At 58.2% G+C, this 20,798-nt stretch carries 14 protein-coding genes and 4 pseudogenes; 10 read left to right on the plus strand and 8 right to left on the minus strand.

Translation table 11 applies throughout. The features are described 5' to 3' along the window. Positions 1-4: 4 nt before the first annotated feature. From AMK05_RS33635 to AMK05_RS25735, 5 genes are all read right to left on the minus strand, one after another. Positions 5-946: an HNH endonuclease gene (locus AMK05_RS33635; RefSeq protein ID WP_082935744.1), complete on the minus strand. Its 942-nt coding sequence runs from the start codon at positions 944-946 to the stop codon at positions 5-7. A 182-nt stretch (positions 947-1,128) separates the two neighbouring features. Beyond that, complete coding sequence (locus AMK05_RS25720; protein WP_064842375.1) at positions 1,129-2,952, minus strand: phospholipase D-like domain-containing protein; 1,824 nt, start codon at positions 2,950-2,952, stop codon at positions 1,129-1,131. Beyond that, the gene (locus tag AMK05_RS25725) at positions 2,949-6,470 is read right to left on the minus strand and encodes an AAA domain-containing protein (protein ID WP_237352250.1); all 3,522 of its coding nucleotides are present in this window, start codon (positions 6,468-6,470) and stop codon (positions 2,949-2,951) included. The genes AMK05_RS25720 and AMK05_RS25725 overlap by 4 nt, the downstream gene beginning before the upstream one ends. Before the next feature lie 239 nt (positions 6,471-6,709). Further along, the gene (locus AMK05_RS25730; protein ID WP_064842380.1) at positions 6,710-9,445 is read right to left on the minus strand and encodes a UvrD-helicase domain-containing protein; all 2,736 of its coding nucleotides are present in this window, start codon (positions 9,443-9,445) and stop codon (positions 6,710-6,712) included. Between the two features lie 24 nt (positions 9,446-9,469). Next, positions 9,470-10,858 (minus strand): hypothetical protein, encoded by a 1,389-nt coding sequence (locus AMK05_RS25735; RefSeq protein ID WP_064842382.1) that lies wholly within the window; start codon positions 10,856-10,858, stop codon positions 9,470-9,472. A gap of 1,077 nt (positions 10,859-11,935) precedes the next feature. Here AMK05_RS25735 and AMK05_RS25745 point away from each other — a divergent pair. After that, the gene (locus AMK05_RS25745; RefSeq protein WP_064842387.1) at positions 11,936-12,352 is read left to right on the plus strand and encodes a response regulator; all 417 of its coding nucleotides are present in this window, start codon (positions 11,936-11,938) and stop codon (positions 12,350-12,352) included. An 87-nt stretch (positions 12,353-12,439) separates the two neighbouring features. Here the strand turns inward: AMK05_RS25745 and AMK05_RS25750 are convergent, their stop codons facing one another. Beyond that, positions 12,440-12,745, minus strand: coding sequence for a response regulator transcription factor (locus tag AMK05_RS25750; protein ID WP_064842389.1), 306 nt, complete (start codon positions 12,743-12,745; stop codon positions 12,440-12,442). Positions 12,746-13,674: 929 nt separating this feature from the next. On the opposite strand from AMK05_RS25750, the gene AMK05_RS25755 reads away from it, so the two are divergent. The 3 genes from AMK05_RS25755 to AMK05_RS25765 all read left to right on the plus strand — a co-directional run bounded on the left by AMK05_RS25755 (position 13,675) and on the right by AMK05_RS25765 (position 17,263). After that, positions 13,675-15,396 (plus strand): PAS domain S-box protein, encoded by a 1,722-nt coding sequence (locus tag AMK05_RS25755; protein WP_335725714.1) that lies wholly within the window; start codon positions 13,675-13,677, stop codon positions 15,394-15,396. After that, positions 15,393-15,521, plus strand: coding sequence for a hypothetical protein (locus AMK05_RS35990; RefSeq protein ID WP_257784983.1), 129 nt, complete (start codon positions 15,393-15,395; stop codon positions 15,519-15,521). Before AMK05_RS25755 ends, AMK05_RS35990 begins: the two co-directional genes overlap by 4 nt. A 1,442-nt stretch (positions 15,522-16,963) precedes the next feature. Continuing rightward, the gene (locus AMK05_RS25765; RefSeq protein WP_064842839.1) at positions 16,964-17,263 is read left to right on the plus strand and encodes a DUF982 domain-containing protein; all 300 of its coding nucleotides are present in this window, start codon (positions 16,964-16,966) and stop codon (positions 17,261-17,263) included. Between the two features lie 683 nt (positions 17,264-17,946). On the opposite strand, the pseudogene AMK05_RS33655 reads toward AMK05_RS25765, so the two are convergent. Further along, a pseudogene (locus AMK05_RS33655) lies at positions 17,947-18,163 on the minus strand (hypothetical protein); the annotation flags it as partial. Positions 18,164-18,479: 316 nt separating this feature from the next. On the opposite strand from AMK05_RS33655, the pseudogene AMK05_RS25775 reads away from it, so the two are divergent. The 4 genes and pseudogenes from AMK05_RS25775 to AMK05_RS25790 all read left to right on the plus strand — a co-directional run bounded on the left by AMK05_RS25775 (position 18,480) and on the right by AMK05_RS25790 (position 20,264). Then, positions 18,480-18,790: pseudogene (locus AMK05_RS25775) on the plus strand (response regulator). Positions 18,791-18,956: 166 nt separating this feature from the next. After that, positions 18,957-19,385, plus strand: a complete 429-nt coding sequence (locus AMK05_RS25780) for a hypothetical protein (protein ID WP_064842394.1) — start codon at positions 18,957-18,959, stop codon at positions 19,383-19,385. A gap of 50 nt (positions 19,386-19,435) precedes the next feature. After that, positions 19,436-19,909, plus strand: a complete 474-nt coding sequence (locus AMK05_RS25785) for a hypothetical protein (RefSeq protein ID WP_064842396.1) — start codon at positions 19,436-19,438, stop codon at positions 19,907-19,909. Between the two features lie 121 nt (positions 19,910-20,030). Further along, entirely contained in the window at positions 20,031-20,264 is a 234-nt protein-coding gene (locus AMK05_RS25790; RefSeq protein WP_064842398.1) for a hypothetical protein, read from the plus strand. Here AMK05_RS25790 and AMK05_RS35995 read toward each other — a convergent pair. Further along, a complete protein-coding gene (locus tag AMK05_RS35995) occupies positions 20,258-20,383 on the minus strand; it encodes a hypothetical protein (protein WP_257784967.1) in 126 nt (41 codons plus the stop codon). The two genes, AMK05_RS25790 and AMK05_RS35995, sit on opposite strands and share 7 nt — an antisense overlap. A 116-nt stretch (positions 20,384-20,499) precedes the next feature. On the opposite strand from AMK05_RS35995, the pseudogene AMK05_RS35660 reads away from it, so the two are divergent. Both AMK05_RS35660 and AMK05_RS35665 read left to right on the plus strand, forming a co-directional pair. After that, positions 20,500-20,653, plus strand: a pseudogene (locus tag AMK05_RS35660) (DUF3606 domain-containing protein); the annotation flags it as partial. Further along, positions 20,646-20,738 (plus strand): annotated as a pseudogene (locus AMK05_RS35665) (exodeoxyribonuclease III); the annotation flags it as partial. The pseudogenes AMK05_RS35660 and AMK05_RS35665, both read left to right, overlap by 8 nt. Positions 20,739-20,798: the final 60 nt, after the last annotated feature.

Below are 20,798 nucleotides of genomic sequence, written 5' to 3' on the forward strand. Positions count from 1 at the left end.
GTTCTCACTCTTCCAGGTCTGTGGCACTCAAACGGGCCGGAACAATTACATCTTGTCGGCGGAGAGCGTTGCGAACTTCGCCGACGGAGTAGGGGGGTGCGCGTCGATGAACTACTTGGTGGCAATTCGCGCACAGGGGTACGAGGTCGCGAATAGGATCAACTTCGTACTCGCCTTGTCTTGTCGCCAACGGGACTACGTGATGAACGTGGATCAGATCAGCGCCGATCGTGCCGTATTGTTCTTCAAAACTCATGCCGCACGCCTGGCAGCGCAAACCGTAGTGGGCGAGACATAACCTGCGGGCCACTTCATTGCGTTCATATGTTGTCAGTTCCAGCGCTCGCGTTGCCCCTTCGAAGAGTGGTGCTGTAACGGTCGGAGCCTCCTTCGGAACAAGTGGTGGAGGCAGAACCCCAAAAGTGAACTCCCCTGCCACCCCTGTCACGTCAATGTTCCAGACACCAAACTCTCCGATCGATAGGCTCGATTGCGGAGGATTCGAATGGACGAGTGACCGCATCTCGCCTGTCGTGGCGTCTCGCCAAATCTCGCGCATATCTGTGTTGCGTTCGTGGAAGTACCACGCAGGCCACTCTCCCAATTGGCCCAACCACGACTTGCCCCGTCGATAGCTGCGAACAGCGATGCCCATCACGTGCTCAGGTGTCGGGACGGCGATGCTGATCCTGAATGGGGGAGACGGTTGGTCCCCCGGCGGGATAAGGTAGACATAATTTTTTGTCTTCTTAACCAGAGTCCATCCGCGCCGAGGCAGTATGACGCTTAGCGTCAGGGAAGCACCGAAACGAAACGTCCCAGACCCGTATTTCTTCGGAGCATTTCCGCTGGGCGTCAATTCTAGGATCTGAATCGGCCAGCCGGGCGGCGTATGGGTCTCGGTCGCCGGCTCGTCCATTTCAAACTCGTTTTCATCTGTATTCATAGATTGAGCCGTCAAACGCCGGACGGCGCAGCTGTTGCGAGCCGGGCTGTGGATGCGGGTGCGGTATCTGATGCTAGGCTTGGCATGGTCACCTCCTGACCAGGAAATGTATTAGTTTTTTGGTCAGTATCCCTCTACTCAGAACTACTCGGCGGTTCGCATGGGGAGAACTTGTCAGGACGTCATTGGTCAGCCTGTGACATAGTCGGCTCGTCATTTTCGGGGGACATCGAGCGGTCAGATGTGACCATTTCCGGGTAGATGGCTTGAAGCCTTGTGATCGCGCTCATGGCTATGCCGGGAGCGCAGATGTGAACGCCGATGTCGCCCCACGGAAAATCTGGATCGGCAGAGGCAGAAGCCCAATTCAAGCTGGTGACAACGAGATTATCGTCATCCCAGGCGACGAACTTTCCGTGGAGCGGTATTTTCTTCGTTCTCACCAGGGCCAGCCCGTTAGAGCCGGCCTCTTCAGCCAAAGCTCGGGTATGCCGATTTTTCAGCGGCCCGGTGGGCTTTGTATAGATAACGACTGCTTCCACGCCAGTGCGACCGGCGGCCGTCTCACCCTGCATGATCGCACCAGGTCGGGCGGTCGAGCCGAGTAAATTGCTCCCGACGATGAAACGCTGCTGAGCCGAGCCACTTCCTTCTCGGATCAATCGATCATGGGCGTCGCCGATGACCAGCGACGCGTTTGCTATTCCAGTTCCCCGTGGTGTCCGGCGCAGCTCGCGCGCGGTCAGGCCCATCTCGTTCGCGATTGGATCGGCGAGACCTCGACGACCGACCATGTTCTGGAGTGCGGCGGCAACATCCGCAACAACGTGTTGATCCCGCAAGACAACAGTCAGTTCGGTTGCCTGGAAGGGAGACGATAGCCAATTGCACGAACCGACGGCCGCGATCCAACCGTCGTGAGGTGTATCTATGAGGATCAGCTTGGCGTGAGAGCCAGTCGAACGCATATGGATACGAAACCGATCCCGCAGATCAGGATCATCTCGAACTGCATTTGCGATCTGCAAGGCCTGGGTTGCGTTACGCTGCTCGGTTTCTTCGTCTTTCTGAGCGCCCCACAAAAGATCGAAGGTGATGCCTCGTGCACATGCGGCCTTTATTGCCGGAGACAATGCCACGAAACGCTTTGCGTCAAGGAACGTCGAATGAATAATGGCCCGCCGATGCGCCTGAGCAAGCAACTGTTCAAAACACACGCCCTGAGCACTTCCTCCAATAATCAGGTCATCGGGCCGGAAATCGCAAGGATGGACGAGAGGGATTGCCTGAAGCGCATCCTGCGGTCCGACGTAGCTAACTGAAACCTTTGTTGTGCCGGCTCGCGCTCGAGCCGCATCGGCGACGATCTTGTTAAGTCTGGGGCCGGCCGACTCCGGCAGCCCTTGCGCGACCCCATCGATGACCTTGAGAACCATATACTCGTCATCACGAGTAACCGCGGTGCGGCCATCCACCAGAGCCACTTGTTCATCCCAGCCGCGGGCGGCAATATCGGACAGCCGATCCAAATTTGCCGAATGCGACATTGAAGGTCCGCCTCCCTCGACCGAAATCACCCGCACTTCCGCTCCCCCCTGACGCGCTATTTCGAGCTTGGAAGGAGAGTGCAGCCAGATCTGACCAGTGGGAAAAAAATCTCCGGTGGCCCATTCCACCACGAAACTCACCCGTCGCGGAATGCGCTGCGGGAAAGTCGGCAACGGCTCGCCACTGCTGACTGCCTTGAAGCCGAAGGGGCTTGCCCGAAAGGCAACTGCCCCATTATTGACCGTTACCTCGACGAGGCGGAAACGCATCAATCGCGCTATTGAGGCGATGATCAATTGAGACGGTATATTGGCCTCCGCCACAAGTTCAGGGACCGCTTTTGCATCTCTCGCGATCGACCAAAGCACCATTTCTTCAATGACGCTCCAGCCCCGGACCCGGTCGATGCCGACCTTGCATGAGACACGGAAGACGGGAATGGCGATGAGAACACTCATTTCGTCGTCCCGAGAAATTTAGCGAGGGGGATCACGGTGGCGAGCGGTACATCACACCGAAGACGCGTCTCAAGGTCGGTGATCGTATCGGTGATGGTTGTCAGGAAGGATAGATTATGCGTCTCCGTTTCTGGATTCACACCCCGAACCGCTTCCCGGAGAAAAGACAGGCTGCCGACGATAATCAACTGGGATTTCGCTCGGCTCAAAGCGACGTTCATGCGGCGATGATCGCGCAGGAACCCGAGGGCACGCCCTCCAGACATTGGATTATTGCGTACGAGCGAGAGAACGACGACATCAGCTTCACCCCCTTGGAAGGAATCGATTGTTCCCACGAACGCCCCGTTGCTCCGGACGGATCGAAAATCATCCAGGTGTTGAAGAGAATGCCTCCGCTCCCGAGTGACGGCTTCATGCAGCTTGTCGACCTGCGCGTTATAGGGTGAAAGTATGGCCAGCGTCGGAGGTTTCGAAGGGTCGCGAGCCCGCAGATGCTGCAGCACCGCTACGACGGTCTTGACCTCGCTCGGATTGTGCCATCGAGGCGACCCTTTTTCCATCGGCTCTGCCTGGCCAGTCGCGCTCACATGAGGGGCGTCGATGACCACGACCGGAGATGCAGGCAATCCATTGAGGTGGGTCACAGGCGCGGGCTTCAATTCTGCGGCTTCGGCACGCCGTGCCTCCGTCGTCAACCGACCCTGGTAGAACGCCTTGGAGACGATCTCGGCAATGGCCGGGTCCATTCGGCGTTGCTCGGACAACGTCGCGGCGATGGCGCGATGCCCCGGGTTGGCGAGCGCGCGATTTTCGTCCTCCGTGACTGCAGTTCGAAACGGCTCGAGCAGTCGCACTGCCAAGCTCGCAGTATCTCGTAGTCGTTCATCGGATTTGGCGATCTCTTGCAACTCGTCGAGTTCGCCATCCCGCAAGAGAGGTGCAACGAGCGTCTCCACCAACCCCAAAGCGCGCTCCGTGAGGCTGTGATCGCTCAAAACCTTCAGGAGACGTTCCGCATCGAACGGCGGCAGCTGATTGTGGTCTCCGATCAAAAGGCGGCGTCCTGAAAGCATGAGCGGACCAACCAATTCTGGGCCTGTTGCTTTCGCAGCTTCTTCCACCAAGACCCAGTCAAACTGGGCGCGCGCTTCCACCAGACGCTCGATGTCGGGAGAGTTGGCAGTGGAGATCACGATGTTCGCTGCGTCGAGAACTAGGTTGGCGACCGCGCCCAAATCCGATCGCTGTTCTTTGGACAGAGCATTTTTCTCGGCTTCGCGCCGTTTCGCGGCTTTGTGCAAGATGGAAAGCCGCTCCCGCAATGGCGCCGGCGCGCTCTTCGCCATATTGCTGCTGTCGAGGCCGGCGATATAGCCAAGTCCGACCTTCTGCACCTCGTCATCGTTCGTCGGGCGTTTCTCCCCAGTTGCCGAACGCACGACAAGGAGAGCGTTGAGTGCGTTCGCAGCCAATGTTTCCTTTATCTTTTCCTGCAGATTGTCGAGAGCGTCGTGACCCTGAGCGCTCACCAAGAGGCGTGACGACCTGTCCGATACAAATCGACGTCGGACGACTTCCGTCGCCAGTTTCGTCTTCCCGACGCCAGGCGGTCCAACCACGAAATAGCCAGGCAGAGTGGACCAGAGACCCTTGAAGGCATTTTGTTTGGGAACGTCGAGATCCAGAAATTCTGGATCCTGCATCTCCGCATCGCTCAACGCCTCTCGACTCGAGCGTCGAACCCGCCAGGGGTCGGCCAACATCTCGGCGAGATCCGCGCGCGTGTTCAAAGCCTTGATGTTGCGCAGCCGGCGAGCGATGACTTTTTCGGTGCCTGCATCACGCTCGATGCGAAGGAAATATGGGCCATCTGGAGGAAGGTCCTCATCCACTTCAAACCGATAAGCGCGGCGGCCTCGATGCTCCACAAGATCAACGAAATTTGCAGCAACGTCGTCCAGCCGATTTGCTCCGAGACTGGGGGCCTGGCTGAATCGCCACTTGGCATCGGCATCCTGGTGCTCCTCTTCGAAAAGGCGCCGAAGAGCGCTTCCACTGTCGTGAAGCCCGACTTTCTTCCCGATAGCGTCTCTGTCGTTGTTGGGTTCTGCTCGACAGATCACAAACCGGCGTCCCTGAGCGCGCGTCCTGTCGAGTATCTGGACCGGAAAGACGTCTAAAGCCTTCACGACGGCTTCTATTGCCTGCAGCAGGATGAGCGCCTGACGAACGGCGCCCACCTCGTCGATAGGCGCGTCCTTGGCCGCAACCGCAAACGCGCTCCAGTCCAAAATGTCGGGACCGATCCGCGCTGCAGTTTCCTTTGCGTCCCGACTGTTCAGGGCAACAGTCACACGCTGAGTAATGCGGTGCTCATCGACCTCGTTAAGGCTCAGTCGTCCGTTCCTGATTTCAAGACCGCGGCAGATCGCAATGTCCCAACGCATTGCGCCATCGTCACGAAAGCCGTGAAGGCGGTACACCATATTGTCAGTGACAAGGCGAATCGAAGATGTCTGCGGATCGAAGGATTTTGGCACCAATAGCGTCGCCCCGCCATCAATGTCGGCTTGTGCCCATTGAAGCTGACGGCGCCATTCGTCAACGGCGATCTCGCCGTCGGTAGCGTCATAGACAGCAGCTCCAAGCTTTGCGGAGGCATCAAAGATCAGCACGAAAGTGCCAGCACGTGCCGTCGTCGCTCGACCCAAACTGACGATCAGATCATCGATGGCGCGACTTATGGATTCTGCGTCCAGCTGCTCCATTCGTGCGGGACGAATGAGGCGCTTCAAGAGGACACGTTCCGAGATTTGAAGTGCGATTGGGGAGTCGATGTCCGACCGGAGGCCGACATCTCCACTTTCTGTCATCTCCAGCCCAAAACAATGCGCGATCAGCAGACCCAAAGCACGCCAGTCAGAGGCGAAAGAGTAACTCTCTGCTCTCTGGGTCTGGGCTACATTCGGGGCCGCGATCTTTGCATGAGATCGATCATCACTGTCGGCATTGAGCCATAGGCTCCACTCGAATCCGCCAAGCTGGAAATCCGGCTCATCGGCCAGATCAGTCATGATCACTTCCGGGGTCAGCCGACCATGAACAAGCCCCTGAGAATGGACGATGCCAAGGGCGGTTACGAGACGCTGGATGTTGCGCCAAAGCAAGGTCCTTGGCCTGGGCGCCCCCAGGTTACGCACCCAATGGCTTTTCGGCGCACGCTTTAGGCGTTCATCCAAGGGGCGCCCGACCCGTTCAAGAACGACACCAAAATTTTCGTCGTCTTCGACAAACTCCAGAATATCGACGATGACTTCGCGTGCACTGGTATATGCCATCACGCGTTGAACCTGGCGCATCTCGTGACGCCAGAGGCCGCGCAGGTCGTCATCGACGTCCGTGCCGGTCTTGTGCCACAGCTTCAACACTCGTTCTTGACCGGTAACTTTGTCCTCGACCTCGAACATGGCAGAGCGCAGCGTCGCGCGGTTCCCCGGTGCGACGGCATCGCCCACGAAAGTGAACCTATCCTCCAAGGTGGGTCTATTCGATTTCGGCTTTTTGCCACCAGCCATGTTGTGACGCACGCTCCCGAATCAAGAATTCGAAATAGATAATACGACGGCAGGTAGTACCTCTCTCATATCTTTCTTTGTTTCGGGTGCTATCGAGACTGCAATTTCACCGCTTTACACAGACTGGAACGCTCCGGTGTGTTCGATACTACTAATTTTAGCCGGCGGAGACGGAGGGGTTAGTGCGATCGCGCGGTGTGATCACATTCGGGATACTGATTGCACCCAAGAAACCCGCCGTTATCGCGGCCTTTCCTCTCGACCAACTGGCCGATACGGCATTTAGGACATTGATGCAGGGGTTCGCCATCGATGGATTCAAATCGTAGATTGTCGCCGGCAATTTCCGAGAGCTCACGGATGTATCGTGAAGGCTCGCGGCTGTTCGTCAGCAGAAACACACCCCGGCTCGCGCGGGTCAATGCGACATAGAAGAGGCGACGCTCCTCGGCAAACTCGAAGGTTTCTGGTCGTGGCATGACCAGATTGAGAAGCTCGTCGTCCTCAATCCGGCTCGGCACCCCGTAATCGCCTTCGCTGACATCGAGCAGGATCGTGTAGTCGGCCTCAAGCCCTTTGGCGCGATGGAATGACAGTCCCGAAACCTCGATGTGCTCAAGTTTTGGCGGTGCACCCCTGAACGGATCGAGTTGGTTGTAGCGCCACAGCACCATCACCTTGAGCTTTCCGCGTCCATCGCTCCGCCATTGCCCCGAAATCCCGCCGAGGAAAGTATCGAGACGTCGCAATAGCTGGTGACACGCCTTGCCGAAATCCGGCTTGCTCCAGTCACCACTGATCGGAATGACCCGTATCGACCGCGGAATAGCCGCTCGTGTCGAGCGTACCGACTTCTTTAGCTGAGCCGAATTTCTCTGCACGAAACTGGCGGCCGTCTCTGCGATCAGCTGATTGCAACGATAAGTCTGCTCCAGACGACCTTGCCAGCTCGCTCCGAAATTCGCCTCGAACTGCGTGAAGATGGTTATGTCCGAGCCGGCAAAGCGATAGATCGACTGCCAGTCGTCACCGACGGCAAAGATCTTGGTGAACGGTTTCTGGTGTTTAAGCGCCTTGATCAGGTTCGCGCGGGGTTCCGAGATATCCTGGAACTCATCGACGAGGATCAGGGAGTAGGGGCTCTGACACTTCCCCGTCTCAACGAGCCGTGTGGCATTAGCGATCATCGAGTCGAAATCGATGCGATTGTCCTCCTCCAGCTTCCGGGAATAGGATTCCGTGATCTTCCAGATCGCCTGAGCGAATTCTTGGGCGCGGGTCCGGTCATGGAGCGATTTGGCACGTTCAAGCAGCATGTCGAGGGTCAGATGGCTGGCGCGGATGTGCTTGATGCAGACTGCAACCAGCTTGTGATAATGCTTGATGACCACAGGCTCGAGAACCTTGACGATTGCCGTGTAGTTTCTTTGTTCGAGCGGAATGCCTCCTTTCGTGATTTCTTCCTGTAGGACTGTGAGCAGCGATCCGTCGCGCGCTTGCGCCGATGTTGTCTGGAATACGTCCATTCCGGCTTTATGGTATGCGGTCATCTTCTGTTCGGCATGGGTGACGTAGTTTTCGAACGGAGAGGAACCGTCCGCATTGATGGCGAGGTGCTCATGGATGGTGTTGCTGGCAGGGTAATGGAAGTCCGGATGCACATGTCGGATCTCGCCAATATCCTCTTCAATGGGGATCTGACGTTCATACTCGAATTCGACGGAGTGCAGCCAGAGCCAGTTGACGATGGCGTGCTCCTGGAGAGACTTCACATAGACGCCAGCCATCGTGCCAATAGTCGCATTGCCTTTCCGTCGACGGGTTGAGAGGTAGCGGTCGTAGTCTGCTTTGGAATCGAACGCCTCTGCCGGAATATCCGCCTTGGGATGAAGGACGAGGAGATTGACCCAGAGCCGGGCGAATTCCGGGTCCGATCGCAGCAATTCGTCAATGATCTGTTCGATGATCTTGGCTTCGCCGGCGGGGTGTTCCACCCAGTCAGCCAGCTGTGGCGGGCGGCCTTCCACCTCTTCGATAATGCCGCGACCAAGCGCATGAAACGTGGTCACCTTGCTTTCCAGATCGTCCGGATCGACCGCCAGCTGCCGCGCTATTCGCTCCTTCAGTTCGTCGGCTGCGCTTTTGTTGAAGGCGAGCACGAGAATCTCCTCCGGGCGATAAAGCTGCTTGTCGAGGACATAGGCGACCTTGCCGACCATCGTGGCGGACTTACCGGAGCCGGCGGAGGCGACAAGAAGATTGTTGTCTTCCAGTCGAATGCAAGCTTCGCGCTGCTGATCGGACAAGGACCGACCGTCCAGATCGTCGAAGAACGATCGGTATCTCGCCAGCTCGGCCGAGACAAACGCATCGTTATATCTATGGCGCACATCCGGATCGGTGATGAAGGCGAGCGATCGGGGAAGCGTCGCTTTCAAGGTGGTCGTCATCAATTCCGGATCAAACAGGGGGTGCGAAAGCGCGACTGCGGCTTCACCATCCACACTGGCAATAGCACGCGCAAGGTCAGCTTGGGCGAGATATTGGCGTTGACCTTCCACTATACCCATCAGTTTCGTATCCACCGCGTTCAGATGCTCGGTATCGGAGCCGATCAGATCGAAGAGGTGGTTGTTAATGAAACTGTAGAGATCGGCCGCGAGCCGGGTTGCGGCCTCTTCTCCAAGGCAGGGCAGGCTGTAGACATTGTTGCGAGACCGGACTTCGACCGAATGCCAGAGCAACGCCTTGCCAACGGAAATGGCTGCAATATCCAGGCAGGCGAGATGGTTGGCGCCGTTTTGTCTAATTTGTACCGTCGCCGGCAAAGACGGGCGCAGCGTTACCGTCCATTTTCCCTGGGGAAGGAAGCGCGCAAAGAATCCAGGCCGGTATGTTCGAACACGATCAGACATCAGGGCTACGCTCTACCAGAACATTCAGTCCGGAAGCCACGCGCAATCGATCCAGTGTCGCTCGTATCGTTTCGCGAATTCCGTCATCTCCTGGATATTCGCCCGAGGTGTCTGGCAAGCTCGGGCGCAGGTGGTAACCACATCGCGGTAAAACGCAGGCGAAACCGGCCGGATGCCTTCGTAGTTCACAATCAGGTCGGGAAGGCGTTCCGTGATCGTCTCGCCGCGAGGGGCCATGATAATAGTCGGCGGTGTGCTATGGGCATTGATCAAGACGTACCTCCAGCTCGGATCGGCCTGTCCCTGAGCTGGAACGAGCTCGCAGGGGCAGGCATCACCGCCCCCGGAGATCTCCTGATAGATTGCTTCGATCGCCTGGGCTTTTCTGGCGATCAGAACGTAAGGTCCCGCGGGCGTATAGCCGCCCATCCGTTCATCGTATTCGATACCCAGTAGATGCCGCAGGTCGTAGTGGGTCGACTTGGCGAGCGTTGCGCGTTCTGAGGTAAACCACTGGAGTTGGCGCAGGGTGATCCCGGCTTCGGCTGCGACCTCTTTCGACGGGTTAGGCCAGCAGGCTACCAGGTTCCTGGCGATTTCAGGGGTATTGTCGTGCTCTTCGTAGACTGGGAATTCGTCATCGTCGTCATCGGTATCCTCCGACGGCTCCTCTCCCAGAAGCAGCCAAGTTCTTCGGCTCATGCCGTCGTGATGAAAATAACGGGGCTGATCTGGTGGGAGCGACGTCTCCCAGGATGACAGCCATGGGCCAGCCTCCCAATCCATCTCTTCGAGAGGAACAGATGACGGGTTGCGCATCGGCAAATCCAGCCATCGCTCGATGCCATCCTCCAGTTTTCGATTGCTCAGGCCGCGAGGACTGCGGCTCGCTCGCCAATCATGATCTGCATGTGCATCCAGACATAGCGCTTCCACGGATGCCGCCAGCGACAGATCGACCGGGTCGTGCCGTCGCGACAACCATCGGGAGGCATCATGAGCCGAGCGCAGGGATGCAGGAACCGTCTTATCCTTGGCGTCGGCAACCTCAAGGCGCACGTCGATCCTGGCGAGATCCGCCACCAGCTCGGGATCTGCCTGTGCCACATAGCGGTTGACGCGAAGAACATCCGGCATGCCACGCAACCCCTCCGCGTCCCTCCAGGCTGCCAACAGCACCGCGCGCAACGATTTACGCTGGCCGACGCTCGAGAATGTCAGCCAACGGATTGGCAAGCCGGCGACGGTGATGCCGTAGAGTATGATGGGATCCAGCTTGCGTCGCTTCGCATCGGCAAGCCTTATGGGATCGCGGACAGCGACGATGCCATGCTGAGGGTGATGAAAAAGAAACTTCGCAATCGATACGAAAAAGTGGTGCTCTCTTTGTGGCTGCTGCGCCCTATTATTCATGGCTGTTCCCGAATGACCAAATCACTGCTCATAATCTTACGATTTTGAGGTCGAAGCCCAAATTCTTTTCCGCATCGGGCAAAAAAGGCTGTACGCGCGGGTTCAGGGAAACCGTGTGGGGGTGGAGCGGTTCGGAATTATGCGCGCCGGTACGCTCCCGTGGACAGCAGTTTAGACGGAAGAGCCTGCCAGCAAAAATACTTTGTCGCGAAATCAGTAGTTTAGAAAATCTGATCTAGGCCGACTTTGGGCGCCGCCACTTGGCAAGCCTCCAGCGGCTGCTAAACTGCGTAGCAGTAGCAGCCCACCAATATTCTTTTGGTGAAAGGACTGCGCAATGGACCCCAAAGACTCTCTCTTCCTCGAAATCCTCGGCATCAAAGCAGGCGCCCATGGGCGCTTTGCAATCGTTGCCGTGTTGTTGACCTTTCTTGTGGCGGGGGCGGGTTATCTATTGGGTCATACCGTCGGAATGTGGCGATGTCGGCGGCCGCAACGATGGCCCAGGCAATTTTGCGAACTGGCGTTGCCCTGTGTCTATAACGGATTGACGCGATCCACATATCCTCTCCATTCTCGCCGTTAGGCCGCAGCTGCGTGGCTTTCCGGAACGACGGACAGCGTCGTGGCGCTCGAAGCCGGAAGCCATTTGAATGGCGACCGTTGCGATAGCATGCCTACGGGAACGTGCTCTACTCCACCGCACCTTGTCGCCGCTTTGCTTTGACCAGCCGCGGCTCCACCGAACCCCGAAGATCGAGTTTCGGCCGTCCGATGACGACCACATTCCGGAAGTAGCCAGTCTGCATCAAATCGGTCAGTACATCGAGGTCAAACCGATCTATCTTGTTGAAGAATTTGAGACGGAGGTCTCTTCTAACAGCAGGGTCGTGGGTTCTAATCCTTTCAAGGCGGTCGATTTCAGACCAGGTCGCTCGATGACTGTGTACTGGAACCACAATTGCTCCGGCGGGCCACCGGGAGTAATCTTGCCTCGCAGCGAGCCCGGCTCGAAAGCCGAGTGAATGCGGAACCGCCACGGCTTTTAAAGGTTGGTGGAGCAGGAGGATGCCTTTAATGTCGCAAGGAAACCTCAACGGCAAGAAAGTCCTCGTCGTCGAGGACGAGTACCTTCAGGCTCGGACGATCGCCGACGCTTTAATGGAGCACGGCGCCGATGTCATCGGCCCTTTCCCGACGGTCGAAAAAGCGCTGCAGTCCTGCGGGCGGGATGTGATCGACGCTGCTATTCTCGACGTCAAAGTCGGCGACGTCACCTCGTTTCCCGTTGCGGAAAGCCTCTGTCGCGACGGTATCCCTTTCATTTTTCTGACAGGTTACGATCGCGAGATGATCCCGCCGCGGTTCAAATGGGTCCCGCATTACCTGAAGCCATTCGTCGGAAGGGACGCCCCAACGGCCCTGGCGCTTGCGATCGCGCAACTTCGGTCCGAGCTCCCGCCGCGCCGGCCGACTAGGAGGCCAGGCAGTTGACTTTTTTCTGTCAATGTCGCGACGCCTTACGCGAGATTCTTAATGCCACCTCGATCAGAACTTCGAAGGGCGCAACCGGCTTCCGAATTATTTGCTCTTTGCGGAATCGCTTCGGCAGCACGTCCCTGTCGAACCCGGTAACAAAGAAGAAAGGGATGCTTTTTCGCGAAGAACGTCCGCAAGTGGAAATACGTCCTCGGCATTCAGCCTGATGTCGAGCACCGCGGCGTCGATCGCCGCCTTTCCGAGCGCCAGAAACGCTGCCTCGATATCGGGGTAGGGACCGACGACGTCACCACCATGCTTTTCGATCGCGCGCGCCATGTCCTGGGCTTGATCGTAATCATCCTCTGCGACGAGGACGTGTCTGCCCACCAGATCAGAGAAGCTCACGCGCGTGCTCCCGGGATGTACAGGTTTCCGAGAAGGCGGAGAAAGGATCCGGTGCCAGCACATCCGTCATCACCGAACGTGATCCTCAACCAAGCTTCGACTTTAGCATGTCGAGGTGGTCGATATGTTCCTTAATTTGGCCACGTGCAAGGAGAAAATGAATAGGCGGCCGCGCAGCAGCGGTCGAAGTGGGAAGGGACCAAAGCTTGCCACTGCGCGGCCCGAACCCCTGCGGAGGGGTGGATCGCGAAGAGCGCAGGGCATGCGCTGTCCAACAATCCAAGCGCCTAACCACCGTCAGTGTCGAGAGTTCCCGCAAGTTCCTACCAATCGCGAGATCGAATGATTTAGGTGTGGTGGACCGCACGACCACTGCCATATGGGGCGCAGCGTACAGGAGACTGATTTTCGTGCGGTCCGAGAGTGTAACGACGCCGCGGCGTCTGGTTTCCCAAGGTCGGCGAGGGAGGAGGACTGGATTGTAGATGGGGTGCGGGGGAGACTGGACAGCTGTGTCGCCGCAGATTTGGCGACGCTCGCTTATCTCGGGCAGATAACTCTGAGTAAGTCCCGAAGACGAGTTCAGTGGCCATACGATTGGGAGGGCATCCTTCCCTGACTAGCTAAATCCCGTGCCAACGCTAAATCAGTTTCCAGGCGAATGATGCCAGCTGCTGGCCGCGCATCGTCGGGAACTGATCGTCTATAAGGATGTTCGGGGGAATTCAAATGACAGGCCCGAGGAAGCAAGTGCTGGATCATGGGCAGTTAATCAAGCGTCAGAAAGTCCTCGCCGATTTCGGCGAATTTGCGCTTCGCTCCGACGATCTGGATGCGGTCCTGAGCGAGGCCTGTCGTCTGGTCAGCGACGCTGTCGAACGCGCCGCTCCAAGGTACTGGAAATTCAGGAGGGTGGTCAGAAGCTGCGCGTGCGAGCGGCAGTTGGATGGCAGCCTGACATCGTCGGTCTCGAGCTGGACATGGAGGACCATTCGTCCGAGACCTATCCAATCCGGACCGGCGAGCCGGTAATCACTCAGGACATCACAAAGGAAGAGCGGTTCAAAACGCCCGATTTCATGCGAGCGGCCGGTGTCGCCGCGCTCGCCAACGTCCCGATCTTCTTACCGGGCAACCGTACTTTCGGTCTGCTTCAGGTCGACGACGTCGAGCCGAGGGATTTCGGCGAGGAAGACACACAATTCCTCAGAACCTACGCCACGATCCTTGGTCCGGTGATCGACAGGCTCCACAAGATGCAGGCCCTTCAATCGGCGGCGGAACGTTTCGCACTGGTCGTCGAGAATGCCCGCGACTACGCGATTTTCGTCGCGGACCCGCAGGATCGGATCGTCGACTGGCATAAGGGTGCTGAGAAAGTCTTCGGATGGACGGCGGAGGAGGCCGCCGGAATGTCTTGCAGCGAACTCTTCACTCCCGAAGATCGGGCGCAGGGCGAGGATCGCAAGGAGATCGAGACGGCCAGACGGGAAGGTTCGGCTCCCGACGTGCGATGGCACGTGCGCAAGGACGGCTCGCGGGTTTTCGTCGACGGCTCGACCGTGTGCCTGCGAAACCCCGACGGTTCGGTAAGAGGGTTCCTCAAGATCGGCCAGGATGTTACCGAAAAACATCGAACCGAACAGCGGCTTTTGGAGAGCGAAGCCTTGCAGCGATCGCTCATAGCAGGTGTTCCGCAACTGGTCTGGCGGGCGCGAGCCGCTGGCCTTCGCATCTGGTCAAGCCCGCAGTGGGAACGGTTCACAGGACAGCGTGATGAAGACAGCGTCGGGATGGGTTGGCTAAACGCCATTCATCCCGAAGACCGTGACTTGGTGACTGCGGCCTGGCGGGAGGCGGAAGCCAAGGGTGGCCTCGAATGCGAGTATCGTATCCTTCGCGCTTCGGATGCGGAATATATCTGGCACCACAGCCGCTCGCTTCCAGGAAGCGGCTTGGGGCTCGAATGGCTGGGGACCTGCACTGATGTACAGCAGCTGAAGGAACTGCAGAGCAGCCAGGAGGTGATGCTGGCGGAGCTCCAACATCGCACCCGCAACATCGTTGCGGTCATACGGTCGCTGTCGCTCAAGACGATCGAGTCAAGCCTAACGTTGGAAGACTTCGCCGAGGCTTTTGGGCACAGGCTTGCCGCTGTTGCTAGAGTCCAAAGTCTTCTCTCGCATTTGTGCGAATATGAACGGCTTACGTTCGATGATCTGCTTGAGGCGGAATTGGCCGCGCATGTCAGCGACAGGGAAAAGATAACGCTGGACGGGCCTTCGGGGATCCGCTTGCGATCGCGAGCGATCCAGACATTCGCTCCGGCGCTCCATGAACTGGCGACCAACGCTGTCAAATACGGAGCGCTGGCAGCTCCACAAGGCGGTCTTACGATCCGATGGCGTCTGCAAAATGGATCTGACGGCCGATCGCCGGCCTTGCTCCTGGAGTGGGTGGAAACCGGGGTTGAAAACGTGCCGAGCGACGACGCGCCGGCGCAGGGCTCTGGCTATGGGCGGGAGCTCATCGAGCGCGCGCTCCCGTATCAACTCAAAGCTAAGACCACCTATGAAATGGGCGCCGGCGGCATCCGCTGCACAATTCTCGCTCCCATAGCTTTCGACCTCGGAAGAAATAGTCCAGGATGACCATCGAAACCCTTACTGGCCTGGCGATCCTCGTTGTTGAGGATGATTATTTCATCGCCGACGAACTGGCGAGCTCGCTTTCCCGTGCCGGTGCAGGTGGTTGGGCCGGTCGGCGCCTTGAGTGACGCGCTGGCACTTCTCGACGAAACGGATCACCTGGACTTTGTTATACTTGACCTGAATCTCGATGGAGAGTCGGCGATCCCGATCGCAGACGCGCTGGCGGCTCGGAACGCACCCTTCGCATTCGTCACTGGTTACGGTTCCAGTGGATCCCTCCGCGATTTAAGACTGTAGAGCGCCTCGACAAGCCCGTGGAGATAGCGCGGGTGGTTAGTTTGATAAAGCAGGGGACGGGATCTTCGACTTAATCGCCCTATTGAACGACGAATAGGACGCTCGCCGCATGTTGCTCCGGGCCGCCTTCATCAAGATACTGCGCCGATGCGGGCAGCGCTGCTAGTAACGCTCGGCATGCCGACACAGCATCGCGGGCGACTGAGCGTGGCTTCGTGACAAGATCGAAGCCGTTAGGCTGCAGGGCGCCAGGCAGGGTAATTGGGAGCATATCCACTACCGCAAAAGACGTTCTAGATTTTCTCCGTTTCTGTGAGGCGAGTTCGGACGCCCAGCTTTGCGCAATCGCGATCGGCGTGATCAACAAGGTAGTTCAAAAGCGGTCGCTAGTGGCACACAGGCCCGCGAAAGCTGGCGAGCCTGCGTTTGTCCCTGGAGCACCTTTGCTACTACCGGCCAGACTGGATGACTTCAGCAAGCATTGGCCGCGCCTGATTGTGCGGAACTATTGGGAGTCGGATTGCCGGTGCCACTTCCCGCTGCGCGCTGGCAGTCGTTCGGATCACCACCGGACGCGCCAGAGTTGCTGCTGCTATCCGTTGGATTGCCGGCGTCAGCTCCAGACCCGGTGGAATTGCTACCAACGCTGCTGCCATTCATATTGCTGCCGCCCGTCGCATTGGTGCCCGATGCGCCGCCATTGGTACTGGACGCACCGCTGCCCGACGATGCGCCGCCGCTGGAACTTCCTGAGCCGCCAGAGCCTCCGGAGCATTGAGCCATGGCAGATGTCGCAAGAGCAAGAGCGAGTGCTGACGTCGCAAGGATCTTGAAAGTCATGAGTTCACCTTTGTGGTTGATTGTCTTTGCGAGGCCTAAACCAGGCATCCATGAGAGTTCCGAACTGCATGTTCCCATCGCTACCGTGTCCGGCACCGTACCAAAACGAATAGAATCGGGTTCAAGTCCGAGCTATTCGTCGTGGATGTCATAAATCCAGCGCCTGAGCCATGCGTCGGAGCTCGCTGGATCAGGACGATGTCGAGCCTTGATTTCAGCAGAGGCGCCACGAAAGCGACCGCATGGCACTGGGCGGATCAGTGCCAGGAGAGGACGAGCTATTTTGCAATTCCTCTTGAATTCGAAAAAGCCAAAAACCAAATCGAATGCCGTCGACTGTTTCAGCGCAGGCGACGTTCGAATGCGAAGACGTCAAACGGCGCCAGCGCGATGGCGCTCATCAACATCGCGGCTAGGGAAGGAGAGAATGATGAAGCCCGATATGTTCAGACAGCCTGTTTCGGTTCTTGTTGGTCTTGGATTTCCAGTTGAGGTCCGCAGCGTGATGGACGCCTACCGACATCTCGCCGAATGGCCGGCGTCGTTGCGGGATAGTGCGCATTCCATCGCTCTCAAGGCTTGCGGTGCCGCGCTCCGCGGGGAGATCGAGCCGGAGACGGCACGCGGCCTGTACGCTGCCTTCGCTGAAAAACACGATTTGCTGGTGCCGGAAGACCAGGTCATTGCTGTCTCTCGGATGTCGCGGGACAGGGGTCCTCAGCTGTACTGAGATACAGCCGATGATGGCGACAGCTTGAGCCGCGGCCAACGATCGAGTTGGCCGTTCTGGGCCCGCGACCGCCGTTGTTCGGCGACTGTCTTCTCGGCTTCACGTGGGGCGAGCTGCCAGGCCCACTGGTTCCATGGTCTCCGGGGCAAGGTTCGCGTTGACGGCGCTTACTTCTCGAGCGACATCGCGCCCTGTTGTGCCACGCCCCGGTAAGAGGGCTTAGTGTCGCGCTCCTGCCGCGCGGCCTCGTGTTGCCGCACCTGGATAGTGGCTCGCCCTCATGCCGCTCCTTGCAGGTCGGATCTGCGCAAAGGCGGCGATGGACCCAGACGGAAAGCTACGAGATCACATGCTCAATGCGCTCGAGGTGGTGCTGAGGCACGATCTGAAGGGGTCCCTCGGCCGCTGCGATTTCCGCGACCGTAAGTCCGCTGGCGACGGCTAGGTCCTCAAGACTGTAACCTTCGCAATCCTGGCTTCACGGCGACGAGCGGCTGCGGAGGTGTTGTCGGCGGTAGCGAATTGATCCATTTCAAACTCCAAATCACATTGATGAAGCGGCTGAGGGGGCGATCTGTCCCCCGACGGGCTGGCTCCTTCGTGGTGTCGCTGGTTAACGGTTAGCCGCCAACGCCGAGCCGCTTGGTTTTCTCTTCGCAGACGACGCTCTTCTTGCCTGGCGGCGCTTCCATGATGCCTGTTGCCCAAACGGTGATGCGCATGCGGCCGGATCTGAAGACGAAGCGTCCAGTGGTCTGCTTGCCTGCCGTATAACCTGCACGAAAACATGCCGTGCCGCCGACCGATTGACGCGCTCACGGAAAGACTGCGGCTGCGACCACCACCAGTCGGTCAGCGCCGTTCAAAGGAAACTGTCTTCTGTTGGGGGCGGTCAAGCATAAGCTTCGAGTCCCAAATCAAGTTCAGCCGGCATACCCTCACTTCGATCGTCATTGCGCTGCAATCTGCTGCAAGAAGCTCCGGGACGGTGAAAGACGATACCGCTGCGCCACGCCACGCAGTCATTGAGCGCGCTTTCCCCTCGAAGGCCAGCGCCCGAAGCAGTTCGGACTTCCGCCCGGAGGGCCTGGTCTTCGAGATCGCATTCTCAGCGGAACCCGATCCGGCATTTGAAGTTTCACCAGTGCGGGCTGGTTACGACGGGTAGGCAAGTGAAGCATAAGGATTGATAGTCGAGGACGAGCCGCTCCTGCGGATGATGACGGTCGATCTGGTGGAAGCTGCAGGATTCGAGGCATTCGAGGCAGGCAATGCGTCGGAGGCGATCGTGATCCTCGAGGCGACGCCTGGAATCCGCATCCTCTTTACGGACATCGACATTCCCGCAGCATGGACGGCCTGATGCTCGCTGCGGCGGTGCGCGACAGATGGCCGCCCATCCAAATCATCGTCGTGCCGGGCAAGCAGAAGCCGTCGGCACGGGACATGCCCGATCACAGCGTATTTTTTCCGAAGCCCTACGACACCAGAAAGGTCACCGACCAGCTTCATAAGATGGCGGCATAGGAATAGTGCGCATGGAACATGTGGGTCGACGACAAAGTTCATCTGTCGTCCCATCCTCACGTGATCTCCTACTATTTCCATGCCAGTTTGGTGTTCTGTCCTCGGCATTCTTCGCATGCTTTGCCGCAATGCAATTGCCAGTAGGCTTGCTCTCCGATCGCTTCGGATGCCGATTGCCGATGACAGCGCTCGCCGCGGCGCTGTGGGCTCGGCGATGATCGCGACGGCGACGTCATTCGCACATGCATTGCTGGGACAGGGGCTGATCGGAATGGGCTGCGCTCCAGCTATTATGGGGATCTATTTCCACTATGGGCAGGCACTTCCGTGGCAGAAGGCGGCGCGGGTCGCGACCACGGTCGCCACCATCGGATCGCTTGGAGCTTTGGTCTCCGCAACGCCGCTCGAGCTGCTTGTTTCAATGCTCGGTTGGCGATACGCGGTCGCGGCGTCGGCGTGCTGTATGACCTTGGCATCGGGCTTGCTCTATATCTCAGTCAATACCGATCGAAACGAGGAAAACCCGATGCTCGACGAGGCAAGCCGCTCTCCGAACAATGTCGGGTTTCTGATCTTCCTGTCACCTATCTCTTAAGTGCATCTCTAGGTACCGTGTTCAGGAGTGCCTGGGCGTCGCCCTACCTCATGGAGGTGGTCAAGGTTTCTTCCCAGCAGGCGGCAAATGCCTTTGCCGCGGTGAGCGCGGCAGGCACGTTGACGGGTGTCGTTCTAGCTCTGGCAATGAAGCGTTGGTCGGCGGGATCGATCGTCGGGGCGCTCTATGGGGTAGCAATCGTACTGGCTACCGCCCTCGCGTTCGATCCGGCGCAGAATGTGTTCGTCGCCGCTATCGTGCTCTCCACCTTGTACTCGATTAGCAACTGCCACACGATTGCCTTAGCGGAAGCACAAGAGCACATCTCCGCCCGAAGGCGTGGCATGATCTTGGGCGTCTTGAACGGCCTGGGGTTTGTCGGCATGGCCTCGTCTTCCCCTATATTGGGGATGATCGCCCGCTCGCTCGAACCAAGCCCCGCTTTCACAGCCATGTTCGCCGCAACCGCAGCAGTCCTCACCGGTTCTCTCGTCTTGGACATGTTCCGAAGCCGCATGAGGTGACCGTTCTCGACTGTGGCGTCCTTTGAGTGGGGAACGACCGCCGTCAGGATCCCGAAGAGTTGGAGACTGAGGTCTTGTTGTAGATCGCTCCTCCGCTATGTCGATAGCTGGAGGATGTCACATGCCAACGCACGACAAACACTTCCGCATGCTTTCGGAAGCGGTACAGGCTTGGTACCGCTATTACGAGGTCGAACCCGACGACCAGGCGTCGCAAACCTTGTGCTCGGCCGCCATCGAGTTCTTCAACGACGGCGCGAGATCGTTAGAGGATGTCACGACGCTGCTCATCGGCACCTATGTCGGCAGGTGGGCAACACGTGTAAACGCGCCGACGTCGGCTGCCGTTCACTGAGCTGCCGAGTCGACGGGATAACCGATTTCGTCCTGCACCTTGCTGATCGACAGCTTCCCGCCCAGCGGAGAGACGTGCTCAGCAGCTTCGATTTCGTTATCGTCCTTGAAAGCCAGCAACTACCAGTCGGCCGGAGCGACACCGCGGAGGTCTTTGCGGTGCAGGATCGAGGTCACCCGGTTGCGGCACCTGCGACGAATGTCTTGCACCGCACGAATTGGCCGGAACTTCTTGAATCCGCGTTCGTGGACGAAATCAGGACCGGGCGCGCGTCGCCGCCGGTCAGAAGCATGAAGTCGCATACGAGGCGAAAAAGGAAAACGTTTCGAAGGATACCGGTCAAGTCTGCCGGTAACAGCCGCAAAAAAGTCGAGGCCGAGATTGATCGCCAGTTACAACGTGAACGACGTCAATGGCCGTCTCGAAGTCCTGCTTCGGTGGATTGGGGAGACCGCGCGGGACGTCTGCCTGCTGCCATGGTGTTCACGTTCTTGGCCAGTTCGGCAATTTATCATTTCTCTTCATAGATTCAAA

Source organism: Rhizobium sp. N324 (assembly GCF_001664485.1).
In the GTDB taxonomy this organism is placed as follows: domain Bacteria; phylum Pseudomonadota; class Alphaproteobacteria; order Rhizobiales; family Rhizobiaceae; genus Rhizobium.

Excerpts from the sequence above, each read along its gene's own strand:
- AMK05_RS33635 (WP_082935744.1), bottom strand. The coding sequence starts at position 946 with ATGAATACAGATGAAAACGAGTTTGAAATGGACGAGCCGGCGACCGAG.
- AMK05_RS25720 (WP_064842375.1), bottom strand. The coding sequence starts at position 2,952 with ATGAGTGTTCTCATCGCCATTCCCGTCTTCCGTGTCTCATGCAAGGTC.
- AMK05_RS25730 (WP_064842380.1), bottom strand. The coding sequence starts at position 9,445 with ATGTCTGATCGTGTTCGAACATACCGGCCTGGATTCTTTGCGCGCTTC.
- AMK05_RS25735 (WP_064842382.1), bottom strand. The coding sequence starts at position 10,858 with ATGAATAATAGGGCGCAGCAGCCACAAAGAGAGCACCACTTTTTCGTA.
- AMK05_RS25745 (WP_064842387.1), top strand. The coding sequence starts at position 11,936 with ATGTCGCAAGGAAACCTCAACGGCAAGAAAGTCCTCGTCGTCGAGGAC.
- AMK05_RS35990 (WP_257784983.1), top strand. The coding sequence starts at position 15,393 with ATGACCATCGAAACCCTTACTGGCCTGGCGATCCTCGTTGTTGAGGAT.
- AMK05_RS25765 (WP_064842839.1), top strand. The coding sequence starts at position 16,964 with ATGAAGCCCGATATGTTCAGACAGCCTGTTTCGGTTCTTGTTGGTCTT.
- AMK05_RS25780 (WP_064842394.1), top strand. The coding sequence starts at position 18,957 with ATGCCGATTGCCGATGACAGCGCTCGCCGCGGCGCTGTGGGCTCGGCG.
- AMK05_RS25785 (WP_064842396.1), top strand. The coding sequence starts at position 19,436 with ATGGAGGTGGTCAAGGTTTCTTCCCAGCAGGCGGCAAATGCCTTTGCC.
- AMK05_RS25790 (WP_064842398.1), top strand. The coding sequence starts at position 20,031 with ATGCCAACGCACGACAAACACTTCCGCATGCTTTCGGAAGCGGTACAG.